Source organism: Streptomyces sp. NPDC091416, assembly GCF_044756845.1.
In the GTDB taxonomy this organism is placed as follows: Bacteria; Actinomycetota; Actinomycetes; order Streptomycetales; family Streptomycetaceae; genus Streptomyces.
This window is the reverse complement of the sequence record NZ_JBIVTU010000012.1, coordinates 249,882-274,997: the sequence shown is the minus strand read 5'-3', so window position 1 is coordinate 274,997 and position 25,116 is coordinate 249,882. Positions and strand designations below refer to the sequence as shown.

General features: G+C 70.7%; 24 protein-coding genes and 1 tRNA gene. 15 read left to right on the top strand and 10 right to left on the bottom strand.

Annotated features, from left to right (window positions below; translation table 11 throughout):
- Positions 1-133 precede the first annotated feature (133 nt).
- The gene (locus ACIQMX_RS31510) at positions 134-913 is read right to left on the bottom strand and encodes a DUF6227 family protein (protein WP_363067255.1); all 780 of its coding nucleotides are present in this window, start codon (positions 911-913) and stop codon (positions 134-136) included.
- A 133-nt stretch (positions 914-1,046) separates the two neighbouring features.
- Complete coding sequence (locus ACIQMX_RS31505; protein WP_402483160.1) at positions 1,047-2,192, bottom strand: P1 family peptidase; 1,146 nt, start codon at positions 2,190-2,192, stop codon at positions 1,047-1,049.
- Between the two features lie 97 nt (positions 2,193-2,289).
- On the opposite strand from ACIQMX_RS31505, the gene ACIQMX_RS31500 reads away from it, so the two are divergent.
- The 7 genes from ACIQMX_RS31500 to ACIQMX_RS31470 all read left to right on the top strand — a co-directional run bounded on the left by ACIQMX_RS31500 (position 2,290) and on the right by ACIQMX_RS31470 (position 8,195).
- Positions 2,290-2,478 (top strand): hypothetical protein, encoded by a 189-nt coding sequence (locus tag ACIQMX_RS31500; RefSeq protein WP_402483159.1) that lies wholly within the window; start codon positions 2,290-2,292, stop codon positions 2,476-2,478.
- Positions 2,479-2,725: 247 nt separating this feature from the next.
- Positions 2,726-3,877, top strand: coding sequence for an MFS transporter (locus ACIQMX_RS31495; protein ID WP_363067257.1), 1,152 nt, complete (start codon positions 2,726-2,728; stop codon positions 3,875-3,877).
- Positions 3,874-6,198 carry a molybdopterin oxidoreductase family protein gene (locus tag ACIQMX_RS31490; RefSeq protein WP_363067258.1) on the top strand — a complete coding sequence of 775 codons (2,325 nt, stop codon included), beginning with the start codon at positions 3,874-3,876 and terminating at the stop codon, positions 6,196-6,198. The genes ACIQMX_RS31495 and ACIQMX_RS31490 overlap by 4 nt, the downstream gene beginning before the upstream one ends.
- A 7-nt stretch (positions 6,199-6,205) precedes the next feature.
- The gene (locus ACIQMX_RS31485; RefSeq protein WP_136327991.1) at positions 6,206-6,808 is read left to right on the top strand and encodes a 4Fe-4S dicluster domain-containing protein; all 603 of its coding nucleotides are present in this window, start codon (positions 6,206-6,208) and stop codon (positions 6,806-6,808) included.
- Positions 6,805-7,518 (top strand): Rieske (2Fe-2S) protein, encoded by a 714-nt coding sequence (locus tag ACIQMX_RS31480; protein ID WP_402483155.1) that lies wholly within the window; start codon positions 6,805-6,807, stop codon positions 7,516-7,518. Before ACIQMX_RS31485 ends, ACIQMX_RS31480 begins: the two co-directional genes overlap by 4 nt.
- Positions 7,515-7,892: a hypothetical protein gene (locus tag ACIQMX_RS31475; protein ID WP_363067260.1), complete on the top strand. Its 378-nt coding sequence runs from the start codon at positions 7,515-7,517 to the stop codon at positions 7,890-7,892. Before ACIQMX_RS31480 ends, ACIQMX_RS31475 begins: the two co-directional genes overlap by 4 nt.
- 93 nt (positions 7,893-7,985) lie before the next feature.
- Positions 7,986-8,195 (top strand): hypothetical protein, encoded by a 210-nt coding sequence (locus tag ACIQMX_RS31470; RefSeq protein ID WP_363067261.1) that lies wholly within the window; start codon positions 7,986-7,988, stop codon positions 8,193-8,195.
- Positions 8,196-8,205: 10 nt separating this feature from the next.
- Here the strand turns inward: ACIQMX_RS31470 and ACIQMX_RS31465 are convergent, their stop codons facing one another.
- The 6 genes from ACIQMX_RS31465 to ACIQMX_RS31440 all read right to left on the bottom strand — a co-directional run bounded on the left by ACIQMX_RS31465 (position 8,206) and on the right by ACIQMX_RS31440 (position 14,322).
- On the bottom strand, positions 8,206-8,730 hold the full coding sequence (locus ACIQMX_RS31465) for an MscL family protein (protein ID WP_363067262.1): 525 nt from the start codon (positions 8,728-8,730) through the stop codon (positions 8,206-8,208).
- A gap of 123 nt (positions 8,731-8,853) precedes the next feature.
- Positions 8,854-9,429 (bottom strand): hypothetical protein, encoded by a 576-nt coding sequence (locus tag ACIQMX_RS31460; protein WP_402483150.1) that lies wholly within the window; start codon positions 9,427-9,429, stop codon positions 8,854-8,856.
- Positions 9,430-9,781: 352 nt separating this feature from the next.
- Positions 9,782-10,615, bottom strand: a complete 834-nt coding sequence (locus ACIQMX_RS31455) for an S-methyl-5'-thioadenosine phosphorylase (RefSeq protein WP_402483147.1) — start codon at positions 10,613-10,615, stop codon at positions 9,782-9,784.
- 119 nt (positions 10,616-10,734) lie between these two features.
- Positions 10,735-11,106, bottom strand: a complete 372-nt coding sequence (locus ACIQMX_RS31450; protein ID WP_402483144.1) for an FmdB family zinc ribbon protein — start codon at positions 11,104-11,106, stop codon at positions 10,735-10,737.
- Positions 11,107-11,172: 66 nt separating this feature from the next.
- Positions 11,173-12,456: an MFS transporter gene (locus tag ACIQMX_RS31445; RefSeq protein WP_363067266.1), complete on the bottom strand. Its 1,284-nt coding sequence runs from the start codon at positions 12,454-12,456 to the stop codon at positions 11,173-11,175.
- 303 nt (positions 12,457-12,759) lie between these two features.
- Entirely contained in the window at positions 12,760-14,322 is a 1,563-nt protein-coding gene (locus ACIQMX_RS31440; RefSeq protein ID WP_402483140.1) for a potassium/proton antiporter, read from the bottom strand.
- 275 nt (positions 14,323-14,597) lie between these two features.
- Between ACIQMX_RS31440 and ACIQMX_RS31435 the strand changes: the two genes are divergently transcribed.
- Complete coding sequence (locus ACIQMX_RS31435) at positions 14,598-17,348, top strand: penicillin acylase family protein (RefSeq protein WP_402483137.1); 2,751 nt, start codon at positions 14,598-14,600, stop codon at positions 17,346-17,348.
- 102 nt (positions 17,349-17,450) lie between these two features.
- Here ACIQMX_RS31435 and ACIQMX_RS31430 read toward each other — a convergent pair whose 3' ends face one another.
- Positions 17,451-18,035 carry a 5-formyltetrahydrofolate cyclo-ligase gene (locus ACIQMX_RS31430; protein WP_402483134.1) on the bottom strand — a complete coding sequence of 195 codons (585 nt, stop codon included), beginning with the start codon at positions 18,033-18,035 and terminating at the stop codon, positions 17,451-17,453.
- A 107-nt stretch (positions 18,036-18,142) separates the two neighbouring features.
- On the opposite strand from ACIQMX_RS31430, the gene galU reads away from it, so the two are divergent.
- From galU to ACIQMX_RS31395, 7 genes are all read left to right on the top strand, one after another.
- Complete coding sequence (gene galU / locus ACIQMX_RS31425) at positions 18,143-19,045, top strand: UTP--glucose-1-phosphate uridylyltransferase GalU (protein WP_363067270.1); 903 nt, start codon at positions 18,143-18,145, stop codon at positions 19,043-19,045.
- A gap of 4 nt (positions 19,046-19,049) precedes the next feature.
- Complete coding sequence (gene glp / locus ACIQMX_RS31420) at positions 19,050-20,360, top strand: gephyrin-like molybdotransferase Glp (protein WP_363067271.1); 1,311 nt, start codon at positions 19,050-19,052, stop codon at positions 20,358-20,360.
- Between the two features lie 122 nt (positions 20,361-20,482).
- Positions 20,483-20,983: a cyclic pyranopterin monophosphate synthase MoaC gene (gene moaC, locus ACIQMX_RS31415; RefSeq protein WP_363067272.1), complete on the top strand. Its 501-nt coding sequence runs from the start codon at positions 20,483-20,485 to the stop codon at positions 20,981-20,983.
- Positions 20,980-21,495, top strand: coding sequence for a molybdenum cofactor biosynthesis protein B (locus ACIQMX_RS31410; protein ID WP_402483129.1), 516 nt, complete (start codon positions 20,980-20,982; stop codon positions 21,493-21,495). Before moaC ends, ACIQMX_RS31410 begins: the two co-directional genes overlap by 4 nt.
- A 17-nt stretch (positions 21,496-21,512) precedes the next feature.
- Positions 21,513-22,136 carry a GNAT family protein gene (locus ACIQMX_RS31405; protein WP_363067274.1) on the top strand — a complete coding sequence of 208 codons (624 nt, stop codon included), beginning with the start codon at positions 21,513-21,515 and terminating at the stop codon, positions 22,134-22,136.
- A gap of 163 nt (positions 22,137-22,299) precedes the next feature.
- On the top strand, positions 22,300-23,469 hold the full coding sequence (gene glpR, locus ACIQMX_RS31400; RefSeq protein WP_363067275.1) for a gephyrin-like molybdotransferase receptor GlpR: 1,170 nt from the start codon (positions 22,300-22,302) through the stop codon (positions 23,467-23,469).
- Between the two features lie 98 nt (positions 23,470-23,567).
- Positions 23,568-23,641 (top strand) — tRNA-Ala (locus ACIQMX_RS31395).
- A 686-nt stretch (positions 23,642-24,327) separates the two neighbouring features.
- Here ACIQMX_RS31395 and ACIQMX_RS31390 read toward each other — a convergent pair.
- Positions 24,328-25,107 carry an SMI1/KNR4 family protein gene (locus ACIQMX_RS31390; protein WP_402483125.1) on the bottom strand — a complete coding sequence of 260 codons (780 nt, stop codon included), beginning with the start codon at positions 25,105-25,107 and terminating at the stop codon, positions 24,328-24,330.
- Positions 25,108-25,116: the final 9 nt, after the last annotated feature.

The window sequence follows — 25,116 nt, the reverse complement described above, 5'->3', positions numbered from 1 at the left end:
CGGAAGAACCGAGGATGCCCGCAACCCCCGCCGGGGGTGCGGGCATCCTCATGTCCGTGGGGGGCCGGCCGGCCCCCATGCCGAACGGGCCGGGCCGCCGTCATGCATGTCCGTACGAGGGGCGGCTCGCAGGTCAGCAGATGCGCGTGCGGCTCTCCATCGCGCCGCGTGCGGCCTCCTCGTCGCCGTACACCTCGCACATGTGACGGCCGTCCGGCGTCGCCGTGTGCTCGACCTCCCACAGGCTCGTCTCACTGCCGTCGAGCAGCAGGAAGGCGTGTTCGTACAGCGTGAACCCCGCGTCCCGCCCGTCCACCTGGCACTGGCGGCCGAAGATCTGGGTGATGTGATGAGCGAAGGCAGCCCGCAGCAGGAGGGCCGTCGCCTCGCCCGGCCGGTTCCGGTTCTCCGCCCGGCGCAGCACCCGGCGGGCATGGTCGGCGGAATTGTCCGGGGCGTACATCCGGGGCAGCGGGGCCGGGGGCGCCGCCATCAGGGCGTCGATGATCTCCAGGTCGGCCTGCGGTCCGTCGTGCCCGAAGACCGGGCCGTCGCAGAAGCCGCCGGTCAGCCTGGCCGCCGCGACATGGGCGTCCGCCTCGTCGTCGTACAGCTCGTGCTGGGGCGGGTGCGGCTCGGCGCCGTGCCCCGGTTTCACCGGGGCGGCGCTCGGGCGCGGACCGCAGTGCACCAGCTCCCACAGGGTGAGCGGCATGCCGTCGGCCAGCAGATAGGTGTGCCGGTAGGTCTCGCGGTGCAGGGAGGGGCTGTGGTGGGAGGAGTGCAGGGAACTGCTGTGGGCGAGCGCGGTGCCGAGCCGCTCGACCGTGCGGTCGGGCAGGTCGAACGAGTTGAGAGCCCGCCGCAGGATTCGCTCGAGGTGCTGCTCGGTTGTCTCGTACGGATCGCTCAAGGTGCTGTCTCCAGGCCGTCGCCGCGTGTGACTTGGTGCGTGCTCAACGTAGTCCCTGGGTCTGACATCGTGACCGGGGTTGGGAAAAACGTACGGTGCACGCAGAAGGTTCCCGCAGTTTGTCCGAACTTCCCTATGTCGAGGGGGAGTCGGATGCGTTCGCCGTATCGTCCGGAGACTGCACCGATTGCCGTGGTGTGCCGTAGAGGTCGCCGTACGCGAGGTATGTGCCGCCGCCGCTGCGGCCGTTGACGCCCGTGGCCGCCCGCACCGCCTTCACGATGGCCCGGGTCACGGCCTCCGCACCCGCCGCCAGCAGGTCATTGATCGCGAGCGGGTTCGCCGGATCCAGTGTCCGGACGCCGGTGGCCAGGGCGAAGACGGTGTCGCCGTCGCTCATCAGGTGGACGGGCCGGATGGCGCGCGCCAGCCCGTCGTGTGCCGTCCCCGCGAGCTTCTGAGCCTGCGCGCGGCCGAGTTCGGCGTCCGTGGCGACGACGGCGAGCGTGGTGTTGAGCGGGGGGCGCGTGTTTGCGTCGTGCGCCTGCGCCAGGCGCCGTTGCGCCTCCTGGTGGACCTCCGGCGCGGGTGCGACGGCCGGCTCGGCGCTTCCGTAGTCCCCGTACAGCACCCCGGTGCGCGGGTCGAGTACGGAGCCCGCCGCGTTCACCACCGCCAGCGCGGCCACGGTGATCCCGGACGGCAGCAGGACGCTCGCCGTGCCCACCCCGCCCTTCAGCCGGCCGGCGACCGCACCCGTGCCCGCGCCGACGCAGCCCTCGGCGACCGCGGCGCCCGGCTCCGTGCGCGCCGCGTCCTCCACCGCGGCCCGGCCGGTCGAGGCATCCGGCCGGGCCCGCCAGTCGCCACCCCTTCCCAGGTCGAAGACGCAGGCGGCGGGGACCACCGGGACCACCTGGGACGGATCGGCACCGACCCGCACGCCGCGCCCCTGCTCCTCCAGCCAGGCCATCACCCCGGACGCCGCGTCCAGGCCGAACGCGCTGCCGCCGGTAAGGACCACGGCGTCGATGCGCTGCACCAGATTGCGCGGATCCAGTGCGTCCGTCTCGCGGGTGCCCGGTCCGCCGCCGCGTACGTCGACGGCCGCGACCGCTCCGCCCTCGGGCGCGAGGACCACGGTGGTGCCGCTCAACGCACCCGCGCCCGGGACCCGCGCATGCCCGACCCGGATCCCGGCGACATCGGTCAGCGCGTCCCTCCGGTGCGGCGGCGGCACGACCGGTGGCGTCGGGGGCGTTGTGTCCTGGCGAGTCATCCGGTGCTCCTCGTGACGCGGGTGGCCGACGGCGGGGCCGTGCCCGGTGAACGTACCCACGGAGCCTCCCGAGGATCCAGGGCGACGCGATCGCCGCGTGGCCGTCCGCGCTGCGCGCGAGAAGCGGCACCCCATCCCCGGCGACACGCGGCCCGGTCTGCGCGAGTGGCGCCTGGGCGGTGCGGGCCACGGCCCGGCCTGCGCGAGCCGCGCCTGGGCGGTGCGGCCACGGCCCGGCCTGCGCGAAGAGCGCGCACCGCAGGACCGCAACCTGGCCTGCGCGTGAGCCGCACGGACCACGGCCCGGCCCGCGCGTAAGTCGCCTTGGCTGCCTGAGCCGCCTAAGCCGCCTTAGCCGTATGGGCCGCATGGGTCGTATGGGCCGCGTGACCCCTTCCCGTTGGCGCGCAGCCGCCCACCGCTCGGTCTGTACATCCCCCAGGCCATTCGGTGCCGCCGGGCATCCACGACGCGCTCACCCCGTAAGGCTATAAAACAGGACTAATCTCCCCATACAGCCCTACGCTGACGGCGTGACCGAGCCACCAGAAGCCTCTGCCGCAGCAGCGCAGCCCGCCCCCGGTGACCCCACCGGTTCCGCCGGCGCGGCCGTCGACCCGCCGTCCTCCGGCGGGTCCGCCCGCTTCGGCGCCGCCGTCCCCCGGTCCGTCACCGCCCGCGCGACGGCGGCCGGCGCGATCGTCTCCCTCCTGCTGATCGTGGCCATCGTGCTGGGCAGCCGGTTCCTGGAGAACTTCGACTCCGCGCTCCTGCCGTACGCCGTGGCCACCGTCTTCCTCGCCTTCGGAGTCGCCTACCGCTACACGGTCTGGGTCTCCGCGCCCGGCGCCCGGCGGCTGTTCAAGAAGGGCTGGGGGAGCCTGTTCTCGGCCGAGAACTTCCGCAAGGCACCCACCGCCCTGCCGAAGATGATCGCCACCTACCTCGGCTTCCAGAAGTTCCTCGGCGCCCGCTCCCATGCGCGCTGGGCCGCCCACCAGCTGATCTTCTGGGGCTGCATCCTTGCCTCGCTGATCACCTTCCCGCTGACCTGGGGCTGGTTCACCTTCACCTCGGGCACCGGATCCGGGCCCGGCTACGAGATGCGCATCTGGGGCTTCAAGATCGTCGGCTTCGACTCCCTGGACTTCCTCGGCTGGCTGATGTTTCACGGCCTGGACATCGCCGCCGTCCTCGTCATCCCCGGCGCCTCCTACTTCCTGTGGCGCCGGATGAAGGACCGCGGCGCCATCACCGGCCAGCGGTTCGGCTACGACCTCGTGCCGCTGATCGCACTGATCGTCATCTCCGTGACGGGTCTGCTCCTCACCTTCTCGTCGATCTTCCTGCACGGCGGCGGATACGAGTTCCTGGCGATCCTCCACATGGTCTCCGTGGTCTTCACGCTCATCTACATCCCGTTCGGGAAGTTCTTCCACATCGTCCAGCGCCCCGCCGCCGTGGGCATGCAGCTGTTCAAGTACACCGGCCGGCAGGACCAGGAGGTCTTCAGCTGCCGCCGCTGCGAGGAACCCATCGACACCGCCCCGTACGTGGAGAACCTCCGCGGCACCATGCGCGACCTCAGCCTCGACTTCGACGAGTGGGCCGAGTACTGCCCGCGCTGCAAGCGGGTGCTGCGCGGCAGTGCCTATCTCTCCCAGGTGAAGAAGGGCTTCAAGTGACCGCGGACCCGCGAGCAGCCGACACCCGTGCGGTCGTCCCCCTCGACCCCTCTCTCGCCCCGCCCGGCACCCGTGCCTTCCGCGACGCCGGCGGCATCCCCGCCGACCAATGGCACGCCGACCAGAACGGCGAGACGCTCGTCCCCACCCACTGCTGCTTCTGCGGAGTGCAGTGCGGGATGTATCTGCGCGTCGACCGCGGCGGCAAGGTCTTCGGCGTCGAACCCCGCAACCACGACATCAACCGGATGCGCCTGTGCCCCAAGGGCATCAACGCGTACCAGCAGGTCAACCACCCCGACCGGCTCACCGCCCCGCTGATGCGCCGCTCCCGTGACGAGGAGTTCCGGGAGGTCTCCTGGGACGAGGCCCTCGACTTCACCGTCGCCGAGATCAAACGCATCCAGCAGGCCTACGGGAACGACGCCTTCGGGCTGCTCGGCGGGGCGAGCCTCTTCTCCGAGAAGACCTACCTGGTCGGCAAGTTCGCGCGGGTCGCCCTCAAGACCCGGCACGTCGACTACAACGGCCGTCTCTGCATGGTCAGCGCGGGAAGCGCCAACAAGCTCGCCTTCGGCATCGACCGGGCCGGCAACCCCTTCTCCGACATCCTGCTCACCGACTGCCTCCTCATCGCGGGCTCCAACGTCGGCGAATGCTTCCCCGTGATGACCCAGTACGTGTGGGGCGCCCGGGACCGCGGCGCCAGCCTGATCGTCGTCGACCCGCGCGAGACGGCCATCGCGCGGACCGCGGACATCCATGTCGCCCTCAAGCCCGGCACCGACTCGGCGTTCTTCAACTCCGTGCTCCACGTCATCATCGAGGAGGGCCTCACCGACGAGGCCTACATCGCCGCCCACACCACCGGATGGGAAGAGGTCAAGGCCAAGGTCGCCGAGTACCCGCCCTCCCGTGCCGCCGAGATCTGCGGCGTCCCCGCCGAACAGATCGTGCAGGTCGCCCGCACCTTCGCCCGTGCCCCCAAGGCCATGGCCTGGCACGCCCGGGGCATCGAGCACCACTCCCAGGGCGTCGAGAACTGCCTCACCGTGATCAATCTCTGCACGGCCACCGGACACATCGGCAAGCCCGGTTCCGGCTACGGCACCATCACCGGACAGGGCAACGGCCAGGGCGGCCGAGAACACGGCCAGAAGTCCGACCTGCTGCCCGGTGGCCGCTCCATCACCAACCCCGAGCACCGCCGGCAGATCTGCGAGATCTGGGGCATCGAGGAATCCGAACTCCCGCAGATCGGCACCTCGATGATGGAGATGGTCTGGCAGATGCAGCGCCGCGAGATCCGCGGACTGATCGGCATCTGCAACAACCCGTTCGTCTCCCTGCCCAACTACAAGGTGGTCAAGGAGGGATACGACACCGCTGAGTTCCACGCTCAATTCGACTTCTTCCTTTCCGAGACCGCGGCCAACGCGCATGTGGTCTTCCCCGTCACGACCTGGGCCGAGGACAACGGCGTGATGGCCAACGCCGAGGCCCGGGTGGTCAAGCACAACAAGGCCCAGGACCCGCCCCCCGGCGTGCGGACCGACACCTGGGTGATGTGCGAACTCGCCAGACGTCTCGGCGCGGGCGACAAATTCGCCTTCGCCGACTCCCGCGAGGTCTTCGACGAACTGCGGATCGCCTCCGCCGGCACCGTCAACGACTACTACGGCATCACCTACGAACGGCTGGAGGAGACCGGCGGGATCGCCTGGCCCTGTCCCTCCACCGATCACCCCGGCACCCCCCGGCTCTTCGAGGACGGCAGGACCTACCACCCCGACGGCAAGATCCATATGCAGGTCGTGGAATGGCACCTGCCGATGGACCCGTACGACGACGAGCACCCCATGTCCCTCACCACCGGTCGCACCGTCGCCCACTTCCTCTCCGGCAATCAGACCCGCCGCCTGGGCGGCCTCGTCGAGCAGACCCCGCGCCCCTGGGTCGAGGTCCACCCCTCCCACGGCTTCCGCAACGGCGAACCGGTCCGCGTCGTCACCCGGCGCGGCAGCGAAGTCTTCCCCGCCCTGGTCACCGAGGCGATCCGCCCCGACACCGTCTTCATCCCGTACCACTGGCCGGTCCCCACCGCCGCCAACGCGCTGACCATCGACGCCCTGGACCCCCGCTCCAAGATCCCCGAGTACAAGGTGTGCGCCTGCCGCATCGAGCACGCCGAGAAGATCGACGAGGTACCCGCGCCCCCGGTCGCACCGGGCCACGTCGCCTACCCGGAGGCCCAGGTCTCCCGCACCGACCCGCTGCCCCCCACGTCCCCTCAGGGCCGTGGCACCTCGGAAAGGAGCTGATGCCCGCATGATGGGCAGAACGATCTTTATCGACCCGGGGCGCTGCATCGGCTGCCAGGCCTGTGTCTCCGCCTGCCGGGAATGCGACTCGCACCGCGGCAAGTCGATGATCCACCTCGACTACACCGACGAGGGCCAGTCCGTCGCCTCCCTTCCCACGGTCTGCATGCACTGTGAGGACCCTGTCGCGCCCTGCGCCGAGGTCTGTCCCGCCGACGCGATCCTGGTGACCGCGGACGGGGTGGTGCAGCAGGCGGACACCACCCGCTGCATCGGCTGCGCCAACTGCGTCAACGCCTGCCCCTTCGGCGTACCGAAGATCGACCTCCAGGCGAAGCTGCAGATGAAGTGCAACCTCTGCTACGACCGCACCGCCTACGGTCTCGCCCCCATGTGCGCCACCGTCTGCCCGACCGGGGCGCTCTTCTACGGAACCGTCGAGGAACTCCAGGCCGAACGCCCCGGAGTCCAGGTCGCCGACACCTTCGTCTTCGGCGAGACCGAGGTCCGCACCGGAGTCGCCATGGTCGTCCCCGCGGACCGGGTCCAGTGGCCGGTTCCGGGCGGCCTGCCCGTCGTCGAGATCAACGGGAAGGACGTCCGCCGATGACCGTCACCGAACAGCCGTCCCCCGGGGACCCGGGACGGCCGTCCACCGGGGACCCGCGCGAAGCCCTGCACGACCGGATCGCCGCCGACTCCCTCACCACCCGCCGCGACTACCTGCGGATCGTCGCCACCGTCTCCGGCGGCCTCGCGGTCGGCGGAATCGGCGTGGCGGGCGGCATGCTGCCCCGTCACGGTGATCCCGAGGACGACAAGGCGCCCGCACCGAAGCGGATCAGTGCCCAGCTGCTGCCGGGGGAGTCCCTCGCCTTCAGCTACCCGGAGGAGGAGGACAAGGCCGTCGCCGTCCGGCTGGACGACGGCACCCTCGTCGGTTACTCGGCGATCTGCACCCACCTGGCCTGCGCCGTGCTGTGGCGCAAGGACCGGGGCTCCGAGGGCGAGCTGTACTGCCCCTGCCACGAGGGCGTCTTCGATGCCCGCACCGGCGAGGTCACCGCCGGCCCGCCGCCCCGAGGACTGCCCAAGGTCGTCCTCACCGAGCAGACGGACGGCAGCATCTGGGCCATCGGCACCACCCGCTCCGGCGAGAGCATCGAGAAGGGGCTGTGCCGCCAGCTCGGCGACGACCGCCCGGACCTCGCCTCCCGGATCGGCTGCCCCGGAATCCGCGGCGGCGCCGAAGCTCCCCAGGCCTCCGGCGGCTCCCGTACCAGGGCCACCGAGCCCGAGACCCCCGGCAGGCGGACATGAGCGACGCCCAGCAGCCCCCTGGCCCGCAGTACCCCGAGTACCACCCGGGCAGCGCACGGCCCGAACTCAACCGGCCCGTCCACGAGCGCTACCCGCAGATCCGGTCCACCAGTGGCTACGGCGACCCGCGCGTCCGCCACACGGGGCCGGGTCCGGGAGCGGGCAGCGACCAGGAGCCGGAGCGGTCCTCGAAACTCACGGCACGGCTGACCCTGGCCATGACCGTCGTCATCGGGCAGCTCTGGGGCCTCACGGTCATCATCGACGAATACATGGAGGGCAACACCGGCACCGCCTGGTGGGGGGCCGGGTTCCTCTGCCTGTCGTTCCTCGTCGTGCTCGGCCTCTGGTGGCTCGACCCCAAGGACCGCTGACCCGGGCGGGCGTCCCGGCCCGCTTCGGCGCCCCGGCCCGGAGGCGGGCGCAGGGTGCCTCCGGGCCCACGGGACGGCCGTACCCTGGGAGGTATGAGTACCGCCCCCGCCTCCGGACCGCGCGATTCGAAGCCGAGCGAACCGGACCGGCCGAAGCCCAAGCCGGCACTGATCTTCGACGATCCGCTGGACCAGCAGTCCGCGGACGATACGGACCGGGGATGGGGTGAGCGGGCCCCCTCCGGCGGCAGCGCCGCCGACCTGGCCCGCTTCCTCGACGAGAAGCCGCCCCACCACGTCTGAGCCCGTCCCCCTACGGCCGGCTGTCCGGCCCCGGGGCCCGACCGCCCCCGCCCTCCACCGGTCCGCTGCCGCCACCGCTGCGCTGCGCGACCAGAGCGTCGCGGATCTCCTTCAGGACCTCCAGCTCGCTCACCTCCATCGTCTCCTGCACGCCTTCCTTCGCCGCCTGCATGGCGGCCCGCTTGGCGAGGTACTTCGCCATCGGGAGCACCATCAGGAAGTAGACGACGGCAGCGGTGATCAGGAAGCTGAGGGTGGCGCTGAGCACCGAACCCCACAGGATCCGGATGCCCTCGGTCGCCTCGCCCGTCTCCGGGTCCGTCACGCAGGGGCCCTTGAGGCAGGAGCTGTAGTTCTCCAGGTCCTGGGTGCCGAACGCGCCGACGAGCGGGTTGATGACACCCTTGACGACGGCGTTCACGATGTTCGTGAACGCGGCGCCGATGACGACGGCCACCGCCAGGTCGATCACGTTGCCGCGCGTCAGGAAGGCCTTGAAGCCTTCCAGCAGACTGACTTTCTTCTTCTCGCTCACGCCCGAGCCGTCCTTCGCATGTGCCGTAAGAGGAGCAAACCGTTCCGCAACTTACGGCAGTGCAAGGGGAATCCACCCCATCCAGGGCTGCTGTCAGGTGACGCGATGGTTCGTCAGTACGAATCAACACAGGATCACCGCAAACCCGGCCGAGATACCCGCACCGGCCAGCGTCGTGGCCGTGGCCCGCGGTACGGAGACCACGATCAGCGCCCCGTGCTCGGTGGAACCCTCGGCGGACACCTCCGGTACCCGGGTCACCCGCGCACCCTTCGCGAGCACCCGCGAACCGGCTCCGGCGCCCTCGGACGCGACCACGTCGACCCGGTCGCCCGGGCGCAGCAGCCGGACGGTTTCCGCGTCGGCGATCCGGACGGGCGCGGACACCAGACGGACCGGCGGCGGCACCCGGCGCGAGGCGGTGGTGGCCGCCTCGGCCGCGCCGCGCCCGCCACCCGGCCCGGCCGCGTTCCCGGCCCCGCTGCCGGCCCCACTGCCGCCGAGCCCCGAAGCGGCCAGCGCGGCAGCCGTCAGCGCCAGTCCCGCGGTCATCGCCCGCCGCTGCCGCCACACCGCCCGCCGCAGGCGGTGCCCACTGCCCCCGCGCACCCGCAGCGGGGGAAACGGCGGCACCCCGGCGGGTGGCGGCGCGGACGGAGGCGTGGGAAGGGAGGAGGAGAGGGAGCCGTACGGAGACATGCCAAACACCGCCTGCGGTAGGGGAGTTCAGAGGACAGGGAATCGAGAGCAGGAAATCGAGGGCAGCGGAACCGGATCGAGCAGTCCTCCGGCCGGGAGGACCGGCCGGACAGCACCCACGATTCACCACCCGCGAGATTCCCGCTGAGCCCTGTGGACGGCCCACACGATGTGGAAAACTCCCTCACCCGCCTGAAGGACGCCCGCTGGGAATCGACATCAGGGCGCGTCCCACGAGAAGCGATGTCAGGGGACGGCCCCCCCGATGACCCCCTGGTAAACGTCGTCAAGGGGCGCCCCATGAGGAACGGCCTCAGGGAACGCCCCTTGAGGGACGGCAGGCGACGAGCGCCTACGGCAGCTCGATCCCCGTCTCGACCCCGTCCAGCGCACGCGCGCACGGACAGCCCCGGTCCGCCTCCGCCGGCAGCGCGGCCACCGCGTCGAAGAGCACCGAACGCAGCCGGTCGACATTGGCCGCGAACACCTTGAGAACCTCCTCGTGGGAGACGCCCTCGCCGGCCTCCGCGCCCGCGTCCAGGTCCGTCACCAGCGTCATCGTCGTGTAGCAGAGGCCCAGCTCACGGGCGAGCACGGCCTCGGGGTGCCCGGTCATCCCGACCACCGACCAGCCCATCGCCGCATGCCAGCGCGACTCCGCCCGGGTCGAGAACCGCGGTCCCTCGACGACCACCAGCGTCCCGCCGTCCACCGCTTCCCAGTCCCGTCCGCGAGCCGCCGCGAGGGCTGCCTTGCGGCCCTCGGGGCAGTACGGGTCCGCGAAACCCAGGTGCACCACCTTCGGCGCGACCCCGTCCGCCCGGGTCTCCCCGTCGTAGAACGTCTGGACACGGGTCTTCGTGCGGTCGACCAGCTGGTCCGGCACGAGCAGCGTCCCCGGTCCGTACTCCGGCCGCAGCCCGCCCACCGCGCACGGGCCGAGCACCTGGCGTACGCCGACCGAACGCAGCGCCCACAGGTTGGCGCGGTAGTTGATGCGGTGCGGAGGCACATGGTGCTCCCGGCCGTGGCGGGGGAGGAAGGCGACCCGGCGGCCGCCGATCTCGCCGAGGAAGACGGAGTCGCTGGGCGCTCCGTAAGGGGTTTCCACGCGTACCTCGGTGACGTCCTCCAGGAAGGAGTACAGCCCCGAACCGCCGATCACACCGATCTCTGCGTTCACCATGCGGTCACAGTAGGCGTTCGCCCGGACGTGCGACACAGCCGGGCGGGAAACGCCGAGGACCCCGCCGAGTGAATCGGCGGGGTCCCGGTGAAGCCAGGTGAAACGGTCGGGCAGGCGCCTCAGGCGGCCGACGAACCGCTCGACGAGGACGACGAAGAAGAGGAGGACGACGAGGAAGACGCCGTCGAGGAGCCGGAGGCACCGGAGGAGGACGTCGACGAGGACGACGACTTCGCGTCCGATCCCGTCGAGGACGACGATCCGGAACCCGAGGCCTTCGCAGCGGCCGGGGCCGGCGTGCTGCTCGACGAGGATCCGCGGCTGTCGTTCCGGTAGAAACCGGAACCCTTGAACACGATGCCGACCGCCGAGAACACCTTCTTCAGGCGTCCGTCGCAGCTCGGGCACACCGTGAGGGCGTCATCGGTGAACTTCTGCACCGCTTCGAGGCCCTCGCCACACTCGGTGCACTGGTACTGATAGGTCGGCACTTGTTCCTCCTGGCACTCTGACTCGATGAGTGCTAACGACGCTCCATACTGACGTATTCCTCGGGATCAGTCCACCGTGACCGGCCCGCGGTGACCGATCCCACGTGCCACGGTCCGCCCCGAAGACCTCGGGAGCAGCCGTGAACGCAGCGCCACCAGGGTCACCAGAGCCAGCACCGTGCCCACCAGGGGCACCAGGAATCCGGTGCTCGCGCCATGGGCGTCCGCGAGCCGTCCGGCCACCGTCACCGCGCCCGCCTGGCCGAGCGCGACGGCACCCGTCAGCCAGGTGAACGCCTCGGTCCGCGCGGAGCCCGGAACCAGGGCCTCGACCAGGGTGTATCCGCTGATCAGCGCAGGCGCGATGGAGAGGCCGACCAGCAGTCCGAGCCCGGCCAGCAGCGGCACGGAGTGCACCGCCCACAGGCCCGACGCGGTGAGGGTCAGGGCCGCGTATCCGGCGATCAGCCGGCGTCGCGGGCCGGTCTTCCAGGCGATGGCTCCGCAGGCGATCCCGGCCAGCATGTTGCCGGCCGCGAAGATCCCGTACAGCAGACCGTTCGCCCCGGGGCTGCCGATCTCCTCGGCGAAGGCGGTCAGCGAGACCTGCATCCCGCCGAAGACCGCGCCGATCCCGAGGAAGGCCACCGCGAGCACGCGGACGCCGGGAACGGACAGAGCGGAGGCGTGCCGCTGCGATCCGGCGGGTCCGGTGGCGCGTACCGCGGGCTGGGTGGCGCGCTGCGCGGCGAAGAACAGGCCGCCGAACAGGGTCAGGGCGGCTTCGGCGATCAGCCCCGCCGCCGGGTGCACGCCGGTGCACAGGGCGGTGGCGAGGACCGGGCCGATGACGAAGGTGAACTCGTCCGTCACCGACTCGAAGGCCGCCGCGGTCGACATCAGCGGCGAGGCCTCCCGGCCGGGCGCCGCCCCGAGCACGGCCGCCCAGCGGGCCCGGACCATCGGCCCGATCTGCGGGACGGAGGCGCCCGTCGGGACGGCCGCGGCGAACAGCGCCCACATCGGGGCGTCCGCCAGCGCGAGCGCGGTCAGGCCCGAGACGGACGCCGTGTGTACGAGGACGCCCGGCAGCAGTACGGCACGCTGGCCGAAGCGGTCGGCGAGCTTGCCGGTCTGCGGAGCGAACAGGGCCATGGAGACCCCGGTGACGGCGGCGACGGCGCCCGCGCTGCCGTAGGAACCGGTGGTGTGCTGGACGAGCAGGACGATGCCGATGGTCAGCATCGCGAAGGGCTGCCGTGCGGCGAAGCCCGGCAGGAGGAAGGTCCACGCACCCGGGGTGCGCAGCAACTGCCCGTATCCGGGGCGGTCGGAGACCGTGGACGCCACGGTCCTTGCCTTTCTGCCGCCTGGTGGCCGTGCTCCTGCGGTGCCGGCCGGCACGTGGGTGCGGACCGGCGCAGGAGCTGCCGAGAGCTGTCCTCTTCGCGCGGAACTGCGGTAGATGCCGGGCGCTCGCAGCAGAGGCGGAGGACGCCACGACCGCCATACGGTCGCGCCAGCTCTGCATCAGGCAGAGTTGGTGGATCAAACAGGTCGATCTGGGTTTTCTTTATGCTACAGGCAAAAGCCCTGAAGTACCTGTGATTGTGTCCGATTCGACCATTTTTGCCTGTGAACGGGGGCGTGCTCTCAGTGGTGCGCCTTGGCATCCCGGGCGGGCCGTCCCTCGTGCTTCCGGGGGTCGTCCGTCCTGCCCAGCTTCTTCACCGCCTTGAGCGCGTTGGCCACGTTCGGTCCGGCGAGGGTCTCGTCGGCGGTGTTCGGGCCGGTACCCAGCCAGCCGGCCAGTTTGCCGCCCTCACCGATCGCGCGCAGCCGGTCCTCGGTCGCGTCGCGTACCGGATCGGTCGTCACGACCAGCAGTTCGTCGCCGCGGCGCAGCACGGTCGAGGGCGCGGGGACGAAGCTCTTGCCGTCCCGGACGACCAGCGTCACCGCGGCTCCGGCGGGCAGGCGCAGTTCGCCGACCTCGACGCCGTGCATCTTCGACTTCGCCGGGATGGCCACCGAGAGCAGATGCCCGCGCAGCCGCTCCAGGGGCGCCGACTCGATGCCCAGGTCGGCCGCCTCGGACGGATCTTCGCCGATCTTGAGGGCCTTCGCGAGCCAGGGCAGCGTCGGTCCCTGGATGAGGGTGTAGACGACGACGAGGACGAAGACGATGTTGAAGACCCGGGTGGAGCCCTCGATCCCGGACACCATGGGAATGGTCGCCAGGATGATGGGCACCGCGCCGCGCAGCCCGGCCCAGGACATGAGGGCCTTCTCCTGCCAGGGCAGCCGGAAGGGCGCCAGTGAGATGAAGACCTCCAGCGGACGGGCCACCACGGTCAGGACCAGTCCCACCACGACGGCGGGCCAGAAGTCGTCGATCAGGTCGTGCGGGGTGACCAGCAGCCCGAGAAGGACGAACATGCCGATCTGGGCCAGCCAGCCGAGTCCGTCGGCGAAGCCGCGGGTGGCGGGCCAGTGCGGCAGTTTGGCGTTGCCGAGGATCATCGCCGCGAGGTAGACGGCGAGGAAGCCGCTTCCGTGGAGCATCGCGCCCGCCGCGTACGCGGACACCGCGATGGCCATCACGGCGATCGGGTAGAGGCCCGAGGCGGGCAGGGCCACATGCCTCAGTCCGTACGAGCCGAGCCAGCCGACCGCGATGCCGATCGCGGCGCCGATCGCCAGCTCCAGGGCTATCTCGCCGACCAGTACGTACCAGTGGTCGACCGGTCCCACGGTCGAGAAGGCCACGACGAGGATCACCACAGGGGCGTCGTTGAAGCCGGACTCGGCCTCCAGGACGCCGGTGATCCGGGCGGGCAGCGGGACCTTGCGCAGGACGGAGAAGACCGCGGCGGCGTCCGTGGAGGAGACGACCGCGCCGATGATCAGCGCCTGCCGCCATTCCAGGCCGACCAGGTAGTGGGCTCCGGCCGCGGTCACGCCCACGCTCACGCCGACGCCGACGAGGGAGAGGACGACGGCCGCGGGCAGCGCGGGTTTGATCTCTTTCCACTTCGTGCCGAGGCCGCCCTCGGCGAGGATCACGACCAGGGCCGCGTAGCCGATCACCTGCGTCAGTTCGGCGTTGTCGAACTTGACGTCGAAGAACCCGTCCTGCCCCATGGCGATCCCGATGCCGAGATACAGGAGCAGGCTGGGGAGCCCGCTGCGCGACGAGATGCGCACCGCCGCCACGGCGACGAGCAGGACAAGTGAGCAGACGAGCAGGAGTTCGTTGAGCGCGTGGACAGTCAGTGGCCGGTCCTTCCCTGCGTACGCCTGCCGGATCGACTTCCGGTGGCCGGTACTTCGTTACCTTACCTAATCTTTAACGTTTTCTTGATGCGTTCGAGTATTCGTACGATCGCTACGCAATTCGAGTCATCCTGATACCGCGTCCGAGTGGCCCCGGCGCTGCGCCTATGGTTGCTCCTGCACTCCCAGGACCACCCTGCCCTCGAAGGACAGCGATGCCCGCCAATACAACCGCCTCTTCCGGCTCCACCGGTTCCGCCGGCGGCGGGCCGCGCAAGAAGAAGGGGCGACGCGCCCGCCTGATCGTGATCGTCCTGGTGCTGGCGCTTGTCGCGGGTGTCGGTTACGGAACGTTCTGGTCCGTAACCACTGTGCGCGCCTCGTACCCGCAGACCAGCGGCACGATCCAGCTCGCCGGGCTCGACAGCAACGTCGAGGTCAAGCGCGACAGCTATGGAATCCCGCAGATCTACGCGGACTCCGACGCCGACCTCTTCCGTGCCCAGGGCTTCGTCCAGGCGCAGGACCGCTTCTGGGAGATGGACGTCCGCCGCCACATGACGGCCGGCCGGCTCTCCGAGATGTTCGGCTCCGGCCAGGTCGAGACGGACTCCTTCCTGCGCACGCTGGGCTGGCGCAAGGTCGCGCAGGAGGAGTACGACACCGTCCTCTCGGACGAGACGAAGAAGAACCTCCAGGCGTACGCGGACGGCGTGAACGCCTACCTCAAGGACCGCGACGGCGCGGACATCTCCGTCGAGTACGCGGCCCTCGGCTTCACCAACGACTACAAGCCCACCGAGTGGACCCCGGTCGACTCGGTCGCCTGGCTGAAGGCCATGGCCTGGGACCTGCGCGGCAACATGCAGGACGAGATCGACCGTTCGCTGATGACCAGCCGGCTCGACGCGGACCAGATCGAGGACCTGTACCCGGCGTACCCGTACGACAAGCACAGGCCGATCGTCGGCGAGGGCGCGATCTCCCCGGTCACCGGGAAGTTCGACCCGCAGGCGACCCCGTCCGACGGCACGGGTTCGGCGACCGCCCAGGGCGCCACCGAGGGCCTGACCTCCCAGCTCGGCGCGCTGTCCGACACCCTTGACGAGATTCCCGCGCTGCTGGGCCCCAACGGCACCGGCATCGGGTCGAACTCCTGGGTCGTCGCCGGCAAGTACACGACCACCGGCAAGCCGCTGCTCGCGAACGACCCGCACCTGGCGCCGCAGCTTCCCTCGCTCTGGTACCAGATGGGGCTGCACTGCCGCGCGGTCTCGGCGACCTGCAAGTACGACACCGCCGGATACACGTTCTCCGGCATGCCCGGTGTGATCATCGGCCACAACCAGGACATCGCCTGGGGCTTCACCAACCTCGGCGCCGACGTCACCGACCTCTTCCTGGAGAAGGTCTCGGGCGACGGCTACCTGTACGACGGCAAGGTGAAGCCGTTCACCGTCCGCGAGGAGACCATCAAGGTCGCGGGCGGCAGCAGCCGGCACATCACCGTCCGCGAGACCAACAACGGCCCGCTGGTCTCCGACCGCAGCGGCGAGCTGGAGAAGGTCGGCCAGAAGGCCCCCGTCAGCAATGCCGCCCCCGACCGGGCGGACGGCTACGGGGTGGCGCTGAAGTGGACCGCTCTGGAGCCGGGCCACTCCATGGACGCCGTCTTCGAGCTGAACCGGGCCAAGGACTTCACCACCTTCCGTGCCGCGGCCGAGCACTTCGAGGTCCCCTCGCAGAACCTCATCTACGCCGACACCAAGGGCCACATCGGCTACCAGGCGCCGGGGAAGATCCCCGTCCGCAAGGCCGGTGACGGCACGATGCCCAGCCCCGGCTGGTCCTCGTCGTACGGCTGGAAGAAGGACCCGATCCCCTTCGACGAGCTGCCCTACGAGTACGACCCGGCGCGCGGCTTCATCGTCACCGCCAACCAGGCCGTGATCGATGAGGACAAGTACCCGTACATGCTCACCAAGGACTGGGGCTACGGCAGCCGCAGTCAGCGGATCAACGACCTCGTCGAGTCGAAGATCAAGGGCGGCGGGAAGATCTCGACCGAAGACATGCAGAAGATGCAGATGGACAACACCAGCGAGATCGCCGCGCTGCTGGTGCCCGAGCTGATGAAGATCAACATCTCGGACAAGGACATCCGCGAGGCGCAGAAGCTGCTGGAGGGCTGGGACTACACCCAGGAGGCCGACTCGGCGGCCGCCGCCTACTTCAACGCGGTCTGGCGCAACATCCTCAAGCTGGCCTTCGGGGACAAGCTGCCCAAGGAGATGCGCGTCGAGGGCGAGTGCCTGAACGTGCCCCCGGCCAAGAGCTCGGGCCCGGTCGACGAGCAGGACCGGCTGGTACGGGAATGCGGTCAGCGCGCACCCGACTCCGCGCAGCCGGACGGCGGTGACCGCTGGTACCAGGTCGTCGCGAACCTCATGGACAAGCCGGACAGTGCCTGGTGGAAGGCGCCGGCGAACCGCAAGGACCGGGCGACCGACAACCGCGAGGAGCTCTTCGCCCGCGCCATGGAGGACGCCCGCTGGGAGCTGACCGCCAAGCTCGGCAAGGACATCACCACGTGGAGCTGGGGCCGGCTGCACCAGCTGACCCTGAAGAACCAGACCCTCGGCACGGAAGGTCCCGGACTGCTCCAGCGGGCACTCAACCGAGGCCCCTGGAACCTCGGCGGCGGCGAGGCCGCGGTGAACGCCACCGGCTGGAACGCGGCCGGCGGCTACGAGGTCGTCTGGGTCCCGTCGATGCGGATGGTCGTCAACGTGGGGGACTGGGACAAGTCCCGCTGGATCAACCTCACCGGCGCCTCCGGGCACGCGTTCAGCGCGCACTACACCGACCAGACCGACAAGTGGGTCAACGGCGAACTGCTCGACTGGTCCTACGGGACGAACGCGGTGGCCGGGGCGACGAAGGACACGCTGACGCTGAAGCCGTAGGGACTGCTGAAGCCGTAGCGAAGGGGCCCGCGGACCTCGGAGGATGCCTCCGAGGTCCGCGGGCCCCTCCGGTTCCAGCTCCTGACGAAGCGCCGACGCGCCTCAGTTCTCGTCGAAGCGGCGGGGGCCGGCCGGGGTCACCACGGCGTCCACGGGGCGGTCGTGCGGTTCCTCCGGGACCCGCGCGGCCACCTCGTTGTCGTACAGCAGGACGATCAGTGCGGGGTGCGCCCCGGCTGCCGAGAGGCGGGCCAGTACCCGGTCGTAGCTGCCGCCGCCGCGGCCGAGCCGCATCCCGCGCCCGTCCACGGCGAGGCCGGGCAGCAGTACCACGTCGGCGTCCAGGACGGCGTCGGGGCCGAGCGGCGCCCCGGCGGGCTCCAGCAGCCCGCGCCCGGCCTTCCGGAGACTCCCCGCTCCCTCGTACGGCGCCCAGTCCAGGTCGTTGTCGGCCAGGAGCACCGGCAGCAGGACGCGTACGCCCCGCGCGCGCAACGCGTCCAGCAGGGCGCGGGTCCCCGGTTCGCTCCCCACCGAGACGTACGCGGCCACGGTGCGGGCCCCGGCCACCTCCGGGAGTTCCAGTGCGCGACCGGCCAGGACCGCGGCGGCCCGCTCGATGTCCTCACCGGTCAGAAGGCGCCGGGCGGCGAGCAGTTCACGCCTCAGTGGTGTCTTTGCGGACATGTCGGTGTTCAACGGGGCACCCACAGACTTCTCGTACTGGCATATATGAGTACAAAGTTAACCGGAGCCTCATCTTCCGCCCATGCGTGACCGTTAAGGTTCTGCGCATGACTCAGTCGAACCACGGGATCAGCAAGGCTGTCATCCCGGCGGCGGGCCTCGGCACCCGCTTCCTGCCGGCCACCAAAGCCACTCCCAAAGAGATGCTGCCTGTCGTCGACAAGCCTGCCATCCAGTACGTCGTCGAGGAGGCGGTCGCCGCCGGGCTCTCCGACGTCCTGATGATCACCGGCCGCAACAAACGGCCCCTGGAAGACCACTTCGACCGCAATTACGAGCTGGAGTCCGCGCTGACCCGCAAGGGCGACGCGGAACGGCTGCGCAAGGTCCAGGAGTCGAGCGATCTCGCCACCATGCACTACGTCCGCCAGGGCGACCCGAGAGGTCTCGGCCACGCGGTGCTGTGCGCGGAGCCGCACGTGGGCGACGAGCCCTTCGCGGTCCTGCTGGGCGACGACCTGATCGACCCGCGCGACCCGCTGCTGTCCCGCATGGTGGAGATCCAGGAGCGCGAGGGCGGAAGCGTCATCGCGCTCATGGAGGTCCCGCCCGGACTGATCCACCAGTACGGCTGCGCGGCCGTCGAACCGACCGCCGAGGCCGACGTGATGCGGATCACCGGTCTGGTCGAGAAGCCCGAACCGGCCGACGCGCCCAGCAATCTCGCCATCATCGGCCGCTATGTCCTGGACCCCGCGGTCTTCGGCATACTGCGCAGGACCGAGCCGGGCCGCGGCGACGAGATCCAGCTGACCGACGCCCTCCAGCTCCTCGCCGAGGACGAGAAGGCGGGCGGCCCGGTACACGGCGTCGTCTTCAAGGGCCGCCGCTATGACACCGGTGACCGGAGCGATTACCTCCGTGCCATTGTCAGACTCGCGTGCGAACGTGAAGACCTGGGCCCGGACTTCCGGACCTGGCTCCGCAGCTACGTCACCGAGGAGATGTAGGACCTTGAGCAGCACGATCTGGTCGGTGGACGAGCACCTGGAAGACATCCTCGCCGCGGTGAGGCCGCTCGAACCCATCGAGCTGCAACTGCCCGAGGCCCAGGGCTGCGTCCTGGTCGAGGACGTCGTGGTGGAGATCGCCCTGCCGCCCTTCGACAACAGCTCGATGGACGGCTACGCGGTCCGCGTCGCCGATGTGGAGGGCGCCACCGAGGAGTTCCCCGCCGTCCTGACCGTCATCGGCGACGTCGCGGCGGGCGACGCCGGACTGGACGGCGACCAGCGCCTGGGGCCGGGGGAGGCCGCCCGCATCATGACGGGCGCCCCGCTCCCGGCAGGCGCCGAGGCCGTGGTCCCGGTGGAGTGGACCGACGGCGGCACGGGCGAAGGCCCCGCCGCCACGATGCGCGCCCACAGCGACGCCCCCGAGGGCGCGGCCGGTGAGGTCCGCGTCCACCGCCCGGCCGAGGCCCGCGCCCATGTCCGGGCCCGCGGCAGCGACGTGCGTCCGGGCGACCTCGCGCTGCGCGAGGGGTCGGTGATCGGGCCGCCCCAGATCGGTCTGCTCGCCGCGATCGGCCGCTCGACGGTCAAGGTACGGCCCCGCCCCCGCGTCGTCGTCATCTCCACCGGCAGCGAACTGGTCCAGCCCGGCGAGGAACTGACCGGCGGCCAGATCTACGACTCGAACAGCTTCGCGCTGACGGCCGCCGCGCGCGAGGCCGGAGCGATCGCCTACCGGGTCGGAGCCGTCTCCGACGACGCCGAGACGCTCCGGGCCACGATCGAGGACCAGCTGATCCGCGCGGACATCGTCGTCACCACCGGCGGCGTCAGCGTGGGCGCGTACGACGTCGTCAAGGAGGCCCTGTCCTCCGTCGGCGACGAGGACGAGCCCGGCGGCGGCGTCGACTTCCGCAAGCTCGCCATGCAGCCCGGCAAGCCGCAGGGCTTCGGCTCCATCGGCCCGGACCACACCCCACTGCTGGCACTCCCGGGCAACCCGGTCTCCAGCTACGTCTCGTTCGAACTGTTCGTGCGACCGGCGATCCGCACCCTGATGGGCCTGCCCGACGTGAACCGCCCGACGGCCAGAGCCTCGCTGGTCACCGACAAGGCGCTGTCCTCGCCGGCCGGCAAACGGCAGTTCCTGCGCGGGACGTACGACGCGGAGGCGGGCACCGTCACCCCCGTGGGCGGCTCGGGATCCCATCTGATCGCGGCGCTCGCCCAGGCGGACGCGCTGATCGTGCTGCCCGAGGACGTCACCTCCGCGGAGCCCGGCGCGGACACCGAGGTGATCCTGCTCCGCTGACCGGCGTCCGGTGGCGGTACGGTATCTGCCGCTGTGCCTTCCGGGGGACACCCCCCGGACCCCGGACCTGCACCCCGGTGCAGCACCGGGGCAACCGGCGCCCTACCGCTAGGCGGAGTTAGTTGAGTACGCAGAACAGGCTGACGCACATCGACGAGGCGGGCGCAGCCCGCATGGTCGACGTCTCCGCGAAGGACGTCACCGCGCGCGTCGCCCGCGCCAGCGGCAGGGTCCTCGTCTCGCCGCGTGTCATCGAGCTGCTCCGGGGCGAGGGGGTCCCCAAGGGCGACGCCCTCGCCACCGCGCGCATCGCCGGGATCATGGGCGCCAAGCGCACCCCGGACCTGATCCCGCTCTGTCACCCGCTGGCCGTCTCCGGCGTCACGGTCGACCTCTCCGTCGCCGACGACGCGGTGGAGATCACGGCCACCGTGAAGACGACGGACCGCACCGGCGTGGAGATGGAGGCCCTGACCGCGGTCTCGGTCGCCGCGCTCACCGTCGTCGACATGATCAAGGCCGTCGACAAGTCCGCGGTCATCACGGACGTCCGGGTCGAGGCGAAGTCGGGCGGCAAGTCCGGCGACTACCGGCGCAGCGCGTCCGGCGGGGCGGAAGCGTGAGCGCCGGTCAGCCGGACGCCGGCTACCGCGCCCTCGTGGTGACCGCCTCGAACCGGGCCGCGGCCGGGGTCTACGAGGACAAGGGCGGACCACTGATCGCCGCCGCGCTGTCCGGGCTCGGCTTCACCGTCGACGGGCCGCAGGTCGTGCCCGACGGCGACCCGGTCGAGCGGGCGCTGTGGGACGGCCTGGCCGCCGCGTACGACGTCATCGTGACCACCGGCGGTACGGGCATCTCGCCCACCGACGGCACCGCCGAAGCCACCCTCAACGTGCTGGACTGGGAGCTGCCCGGCATCGCCGAGGCGATCCGTGCGGAGGGCCGTGACAAGGTCCCCACGGCCGCGCTCTCGCGAGGGGTGGCCGGGGTGGCCGAGCGCACGCTCATCATCAATCTGCCGGGCTCCACCGGCGGAGTGCGTGACGGGCTGGCCGTCCTCGACCGAATCCTGGTGCACGCCGTCGACCAGCTCCACGGCGGCGATCACCCCCGACCGGGGAGCCCGAGCTGAACGTCCCGACCTGGCCGGTGATCCTGGTGGACGGCGACGTCGCCCTCCGGCCGATAAAGATGCGCGACCAGCGCATGTGGCGCGAGGTCAACCGGCGCAACCGGGACTGGCTGCGCCCCTGGGAGGCGACCGTGCCCCCGCCCGCTCCCGGCGGACCGGTCGCCCAGCGCCCCACGTACCGCCAGATGATCCGCCATCTGCGATCCGAGGCCAACGCGGGCCGGATGCTTCCGTTCGCCATCGAGTACGAGGGCCGCCTGGTCGGTCAGTTGACCGTGGCCGGGATCACCTGGGGCTCGATGTGCTCGGGCCACGTCGGCTACTGGGTGGACCAGGAGGTGGCGGGCCGCGGCGTGATGCCGACCGCGGTCGCCCTCGCCACCGACCACTGTTTCCGCGCGGTCGGGCTGCACCGCATCGAGGTGTGCATTCGCCCCGAGAACGGGCCCAGCCGGCGGGTCGTGGAGAAACTCGGATTCCGCGAGGAGGGCATCCGTCCCCGCTATCTGCACATCGACGGCGCCTGGCGGGACCATCTGATCTACGCGCTCACCGCGGAGGAGGTGCCCGACGGCCTGCTCCGGAGGTGGCGCCGGCCGCGACCGGAGCGCCCCGATCGGCCGGAGTACGGCCGGGAATGAAATGTGTGTTCGAAATTGATCGGTCGATGACCGCTAGCGAACGCACAAACGCCGACTGTTGATCCGAACAATCACAAAAAAAGTCCGTGATATCAGCCGGAACGTGCGACACACCGCGCCAATTGGCGGATGCCTCCACGCAAACCCCTCTACGGTGTGAGATGTGAGCAGCAGCGGCCTCATCTACGCAGTCATTGTCGGGGCCTGGGCCGCCTACTTGGTACCGATGTGGCTCCGCAGGCAGGACGAGCTCAACGAAGCCCGTCCGACGGAACGCTTCAGCACCGCCATCCGGCTGCTGTCCGGACGGGCGGCGATGGAGCGCCGGTACGCCAAGGAGCTGCGGGAGCGCACCGATGAGGAGGCGGCGCCCGACGCCGACCCGGACGAAGTCACGGACCGAATGGAATCCGTCGACGTCCGGGCCTTTTCCGCGCCTCCGGCGCACACCGAGGCCCGGGTGCTCGACCCGGCTCGTACGCCGGAGCACGCCGCCCAGGAGCGCGCGGCGCACAAGCGTCCGGCGCGCGACCACCCCGAGCCGTCCCCCGATGTATCCGCGCCCGCATCCGACCGGCGTCCGCGCCCCGGTGGAATCGACGCGGAGCGCGCCCGGCGTGCGCAGCGCCTCCAGGTACTCGCGCGCCGTCGGCGTACCACCGTGGTCCTCTTCCTCGGCTTCACGCTCGGCGCGGTCGTCGCGGCGGTGGGAGGCCTTCGCTTCCTCTGGGCGCCGGCGGTCCCCGCCGTGCTGCTGAGCACGTACATCGTGCATCTGCGCGCGCAGGAGCGCCGCAGGTTCGCCTTCACCATGGACCGGCGCCGGGCGGAGGTCGCCGCGCAGCGTCTCCGCGAGAGCCGCCCCCGCCGCCACCAGCCGGCCGCGACGGCCCCCGCCGACGCCGACGAGGACTCCGAAGCCCGCCACCCCGCCCCCGAGCCCACTCCCACGGTCTCCCCGCAGGAGGCGGGCCGCCGCGCCCTGGTCGAGCAGACGGACCACGCGGAGTGGGTCGACCAGCAGCGCGAGCGCGGCCGCGTCCAGGGCGACAGCTGGGAGCCGGTCCCGGTCCCGCTGCCGACCTACGTCACGGCCCCGGTCGCCCCGCGCGCCACGGGCGGCATCGAGGTCGGCAACCCGGAGACCTGGAGCGCGGCCCGCTCCTCCTCCGCCGAACCCGCTCAGTCGGCTGCCCCGCAGCCCGCGACACCCACGGTGGACCCGGCGCCGCGCCAGCGCTCCGTCCAGTCCCGCCGCGCCCGCGACCGGGGCCGGACCCCGCTCTTCGACCAGTACGACGAGGACGACCGCCCCCGCGCGGCCAACGAGTGAGACGGCCGTACCGCCCGCTGCGACACCGGCTCGGCTGACCAGCGCGGAATGGATTTCCGAGCACCCCTGTCGGGGTGCTAAAGTTTCACTCGTTGCAAGGGCCTGTGGCGCAGTCTGGTAGCGCACCTCGTTCGCATCGAGGGGGTCTGGGGTTCAAATCCCCACAGGTCCACCGCAGCAACTGTTCTTGAGTCAGCTCAGGAAGAGTTCACAAGATCCCGTCCGATCTGATTGATCGGGCGGGATCTTGGCGTTTCCGGGGTCTGTTCGAGTTGGTGTCCGAGCATGGGCGCCCCTTCGATGTTCGCCCGTTCGGGTCGGTAGGCGTCCTGCCAGCTGGGGTGGAGGCAGTGCCGGTCCTGGCGGAACTTGTCGCGTTTGCCGAGGTCGCCGGGCCGGGTCGTGATCGTCGGTTTCTGGCAGATCCGCGGCAGGTCCTTCTTGGGCAGGGCTCGCAGGCGTTCGGCCCTGGGGGATGGGCACGGTGGGTTTGGCCGCGGTGTGTGCGGCGGTGGCCCGCCGGTTGGTGAGGTCGACGGTGGCGGGCCGCGGTGCGGGGATCTGGTGGACCTGGCTGAAGCGGGGGCAGGCCACTGCGGGCGACGGTCCGCTGGCCGGGCACTGGAGCCGGATCGCGCCGCGCTCGTCCGCGGACTCCTTGAGGCGCAGGTAGTACGGCTCGCGGGCGGCGATCTGTTCACGGAGCGGGGTGTCGTCGTCGATGCCGCGGTTCAGTCAGTGGCTCAAGGAACGCCTTGGGAGCAGCGGCAGTGCGTCGTACGGCTGGGCAGCCGGCATCGAGCGCAACACCCCCGAGGGCTCAACTCCGGTCGAGAAATTCTTCCGACTCTTGGACGCCTATCGGGCCGAGACCGCTGAGAAGGGAAGCTCGTCGATCGCGGTCGGCTCCGTTCCCTGCCACTGGGCCCACCGTCCCGGGACCGTGATGCAGGCTGCTGAGAGGTGGGCCAGAGTTTTCCCCCGGACGTGCAGCCAGCACTCGGCCGTCAGCCCGTCCTGCCGCAGAAGAAGCCCGGGAGCAGAGAACCAGCGGACCGGTGACTCGTCATCACCGGTCCACATCGGGTAGTCCGGGAGGGCGACCCGCTGGAAGAGCCGCGGAACCTCCCCCACGACCCCTGCCGGCAGCTCGCATGCGTTGTAGAGAGGCCCGTCGCTGAACAGGGTCTCGGAGAGGACCAGCTCCACGCATGCCAGCGAGACTCTCTCCATGAACAGCCGCCAGCCCTCGCGCGACTGGACGAAGACAGGCGGGTCGGCCTGCCCCAGATCGCACAGACGCACGCCCCAGAAGGAGCACCCCTGGTTCTCGCTCCGGAAGCACAGCACACCACCGAGGTCCTCGTGCACGAAAAGCTCTGAGAGAGGCAGCATCGGATCCTGGTGCTCGAACAACTCCGGACGTCGGCCGAAAAGCAGGTAGGCCTCACGCAGAGCGGTAGGGAGCGACAGGCCCAATTGGCCTTCGACCTGCTTGAGCTCGTCCTCACTGACGCCGTCGCCATCGGCCAAGGGCGCGTACCACCCAGCCGCAAAGGCCCGGATGAAGCTCCATGCCTCCGACCGGTCCGATATGCCGGCGTGCATAGCCTCAGCTGCATCGAAGTCGCCCACCATGCGGTGGAC

Excerpts from the sequence above, each read along its gene's own strand:
- ACIQMX_RS31430 (WP_402483134.1), bottom strand. The coding sequence starts at position 18,035 with ATGTCCGCAAAGACACCACTGAGGCGTGAACTGCTCGCCGCCCGGCGC.
- ACIQMX_RS31390 (WP_402483125.1), bottom strand. The coding sequence starts at position 25,107 with ATGGTGGGCGACTTCGATGCAGCTGAGGCTATGCACGCCGGCATATCG.
- ACIQMX_RS31475 (WP_363067260.1), top strand. The coding sequence starts at position 7,515 with ATGAGCGACGCCCAGCAGCCCCCTGGCCCGCAGTACCCCGAGTACCAC.
- ACIQMX_RS31435 (WP_402483137.1), top strand. The coding sequence starts at position 14,598 with ATGCCCGCCAATACAACCGCCTCTTCCGGCTCCACCGGTTCCGCCGGC.
- ACIQMX_RS31455 (WP_402483147.1), bottom strand. The coding sequence starts at position 10,615 with ATGGTGAACGCAGAGATCGGTGTGATCGGCGGTTCGGGGCTGTACTCC.
- ACIQMX_RS31485 (WP_136327991.1), top strand. The coding sequence starts at position 6,206 with ATGATGGGCAGAACGATCTTTATCGACCCGGGGCGCTGCATCGGCTGC.
- ACIQMX_RS31480 (WP_402483155.1), top strand. The coding sequence starts at position 6,805 with ATGACCGTCACCGAACAGCCGTCCCCCGGGGACCCGGGACGGCCGTCC.
- ACIQMX_RS31470 (WP_363067261.1), top strand. The coding sequence starts at position 7,986 with ATGAGTACCGCCCCCGCCTCCGGACCGCGCGATTCGAAGCCGAGCGAA.
- ACIQMX_RS31505 (WP_402483160.1), bottom strand. The coding sequence starts at position 2,192 with ATGACTCGCCAGGACACAACGCCCCCGACGCCACCGGTCGTGCCGCCG.
- galU (WP_363067270.1), top strand. The coding sequence starts at position 18,143 with ATGACTCAGTCGAACCACGGGATCAGCAAGGCTGTCATCCCGGCGGCG.
- ACIQMX_RS31460 (WP_402483150.1), bottom strand. The coding sequence starts at position 9,429 with ATGTCTCCGTACGGCTCCCTCTCCTCCTCCCTTCCCACGCCTCCGTCC.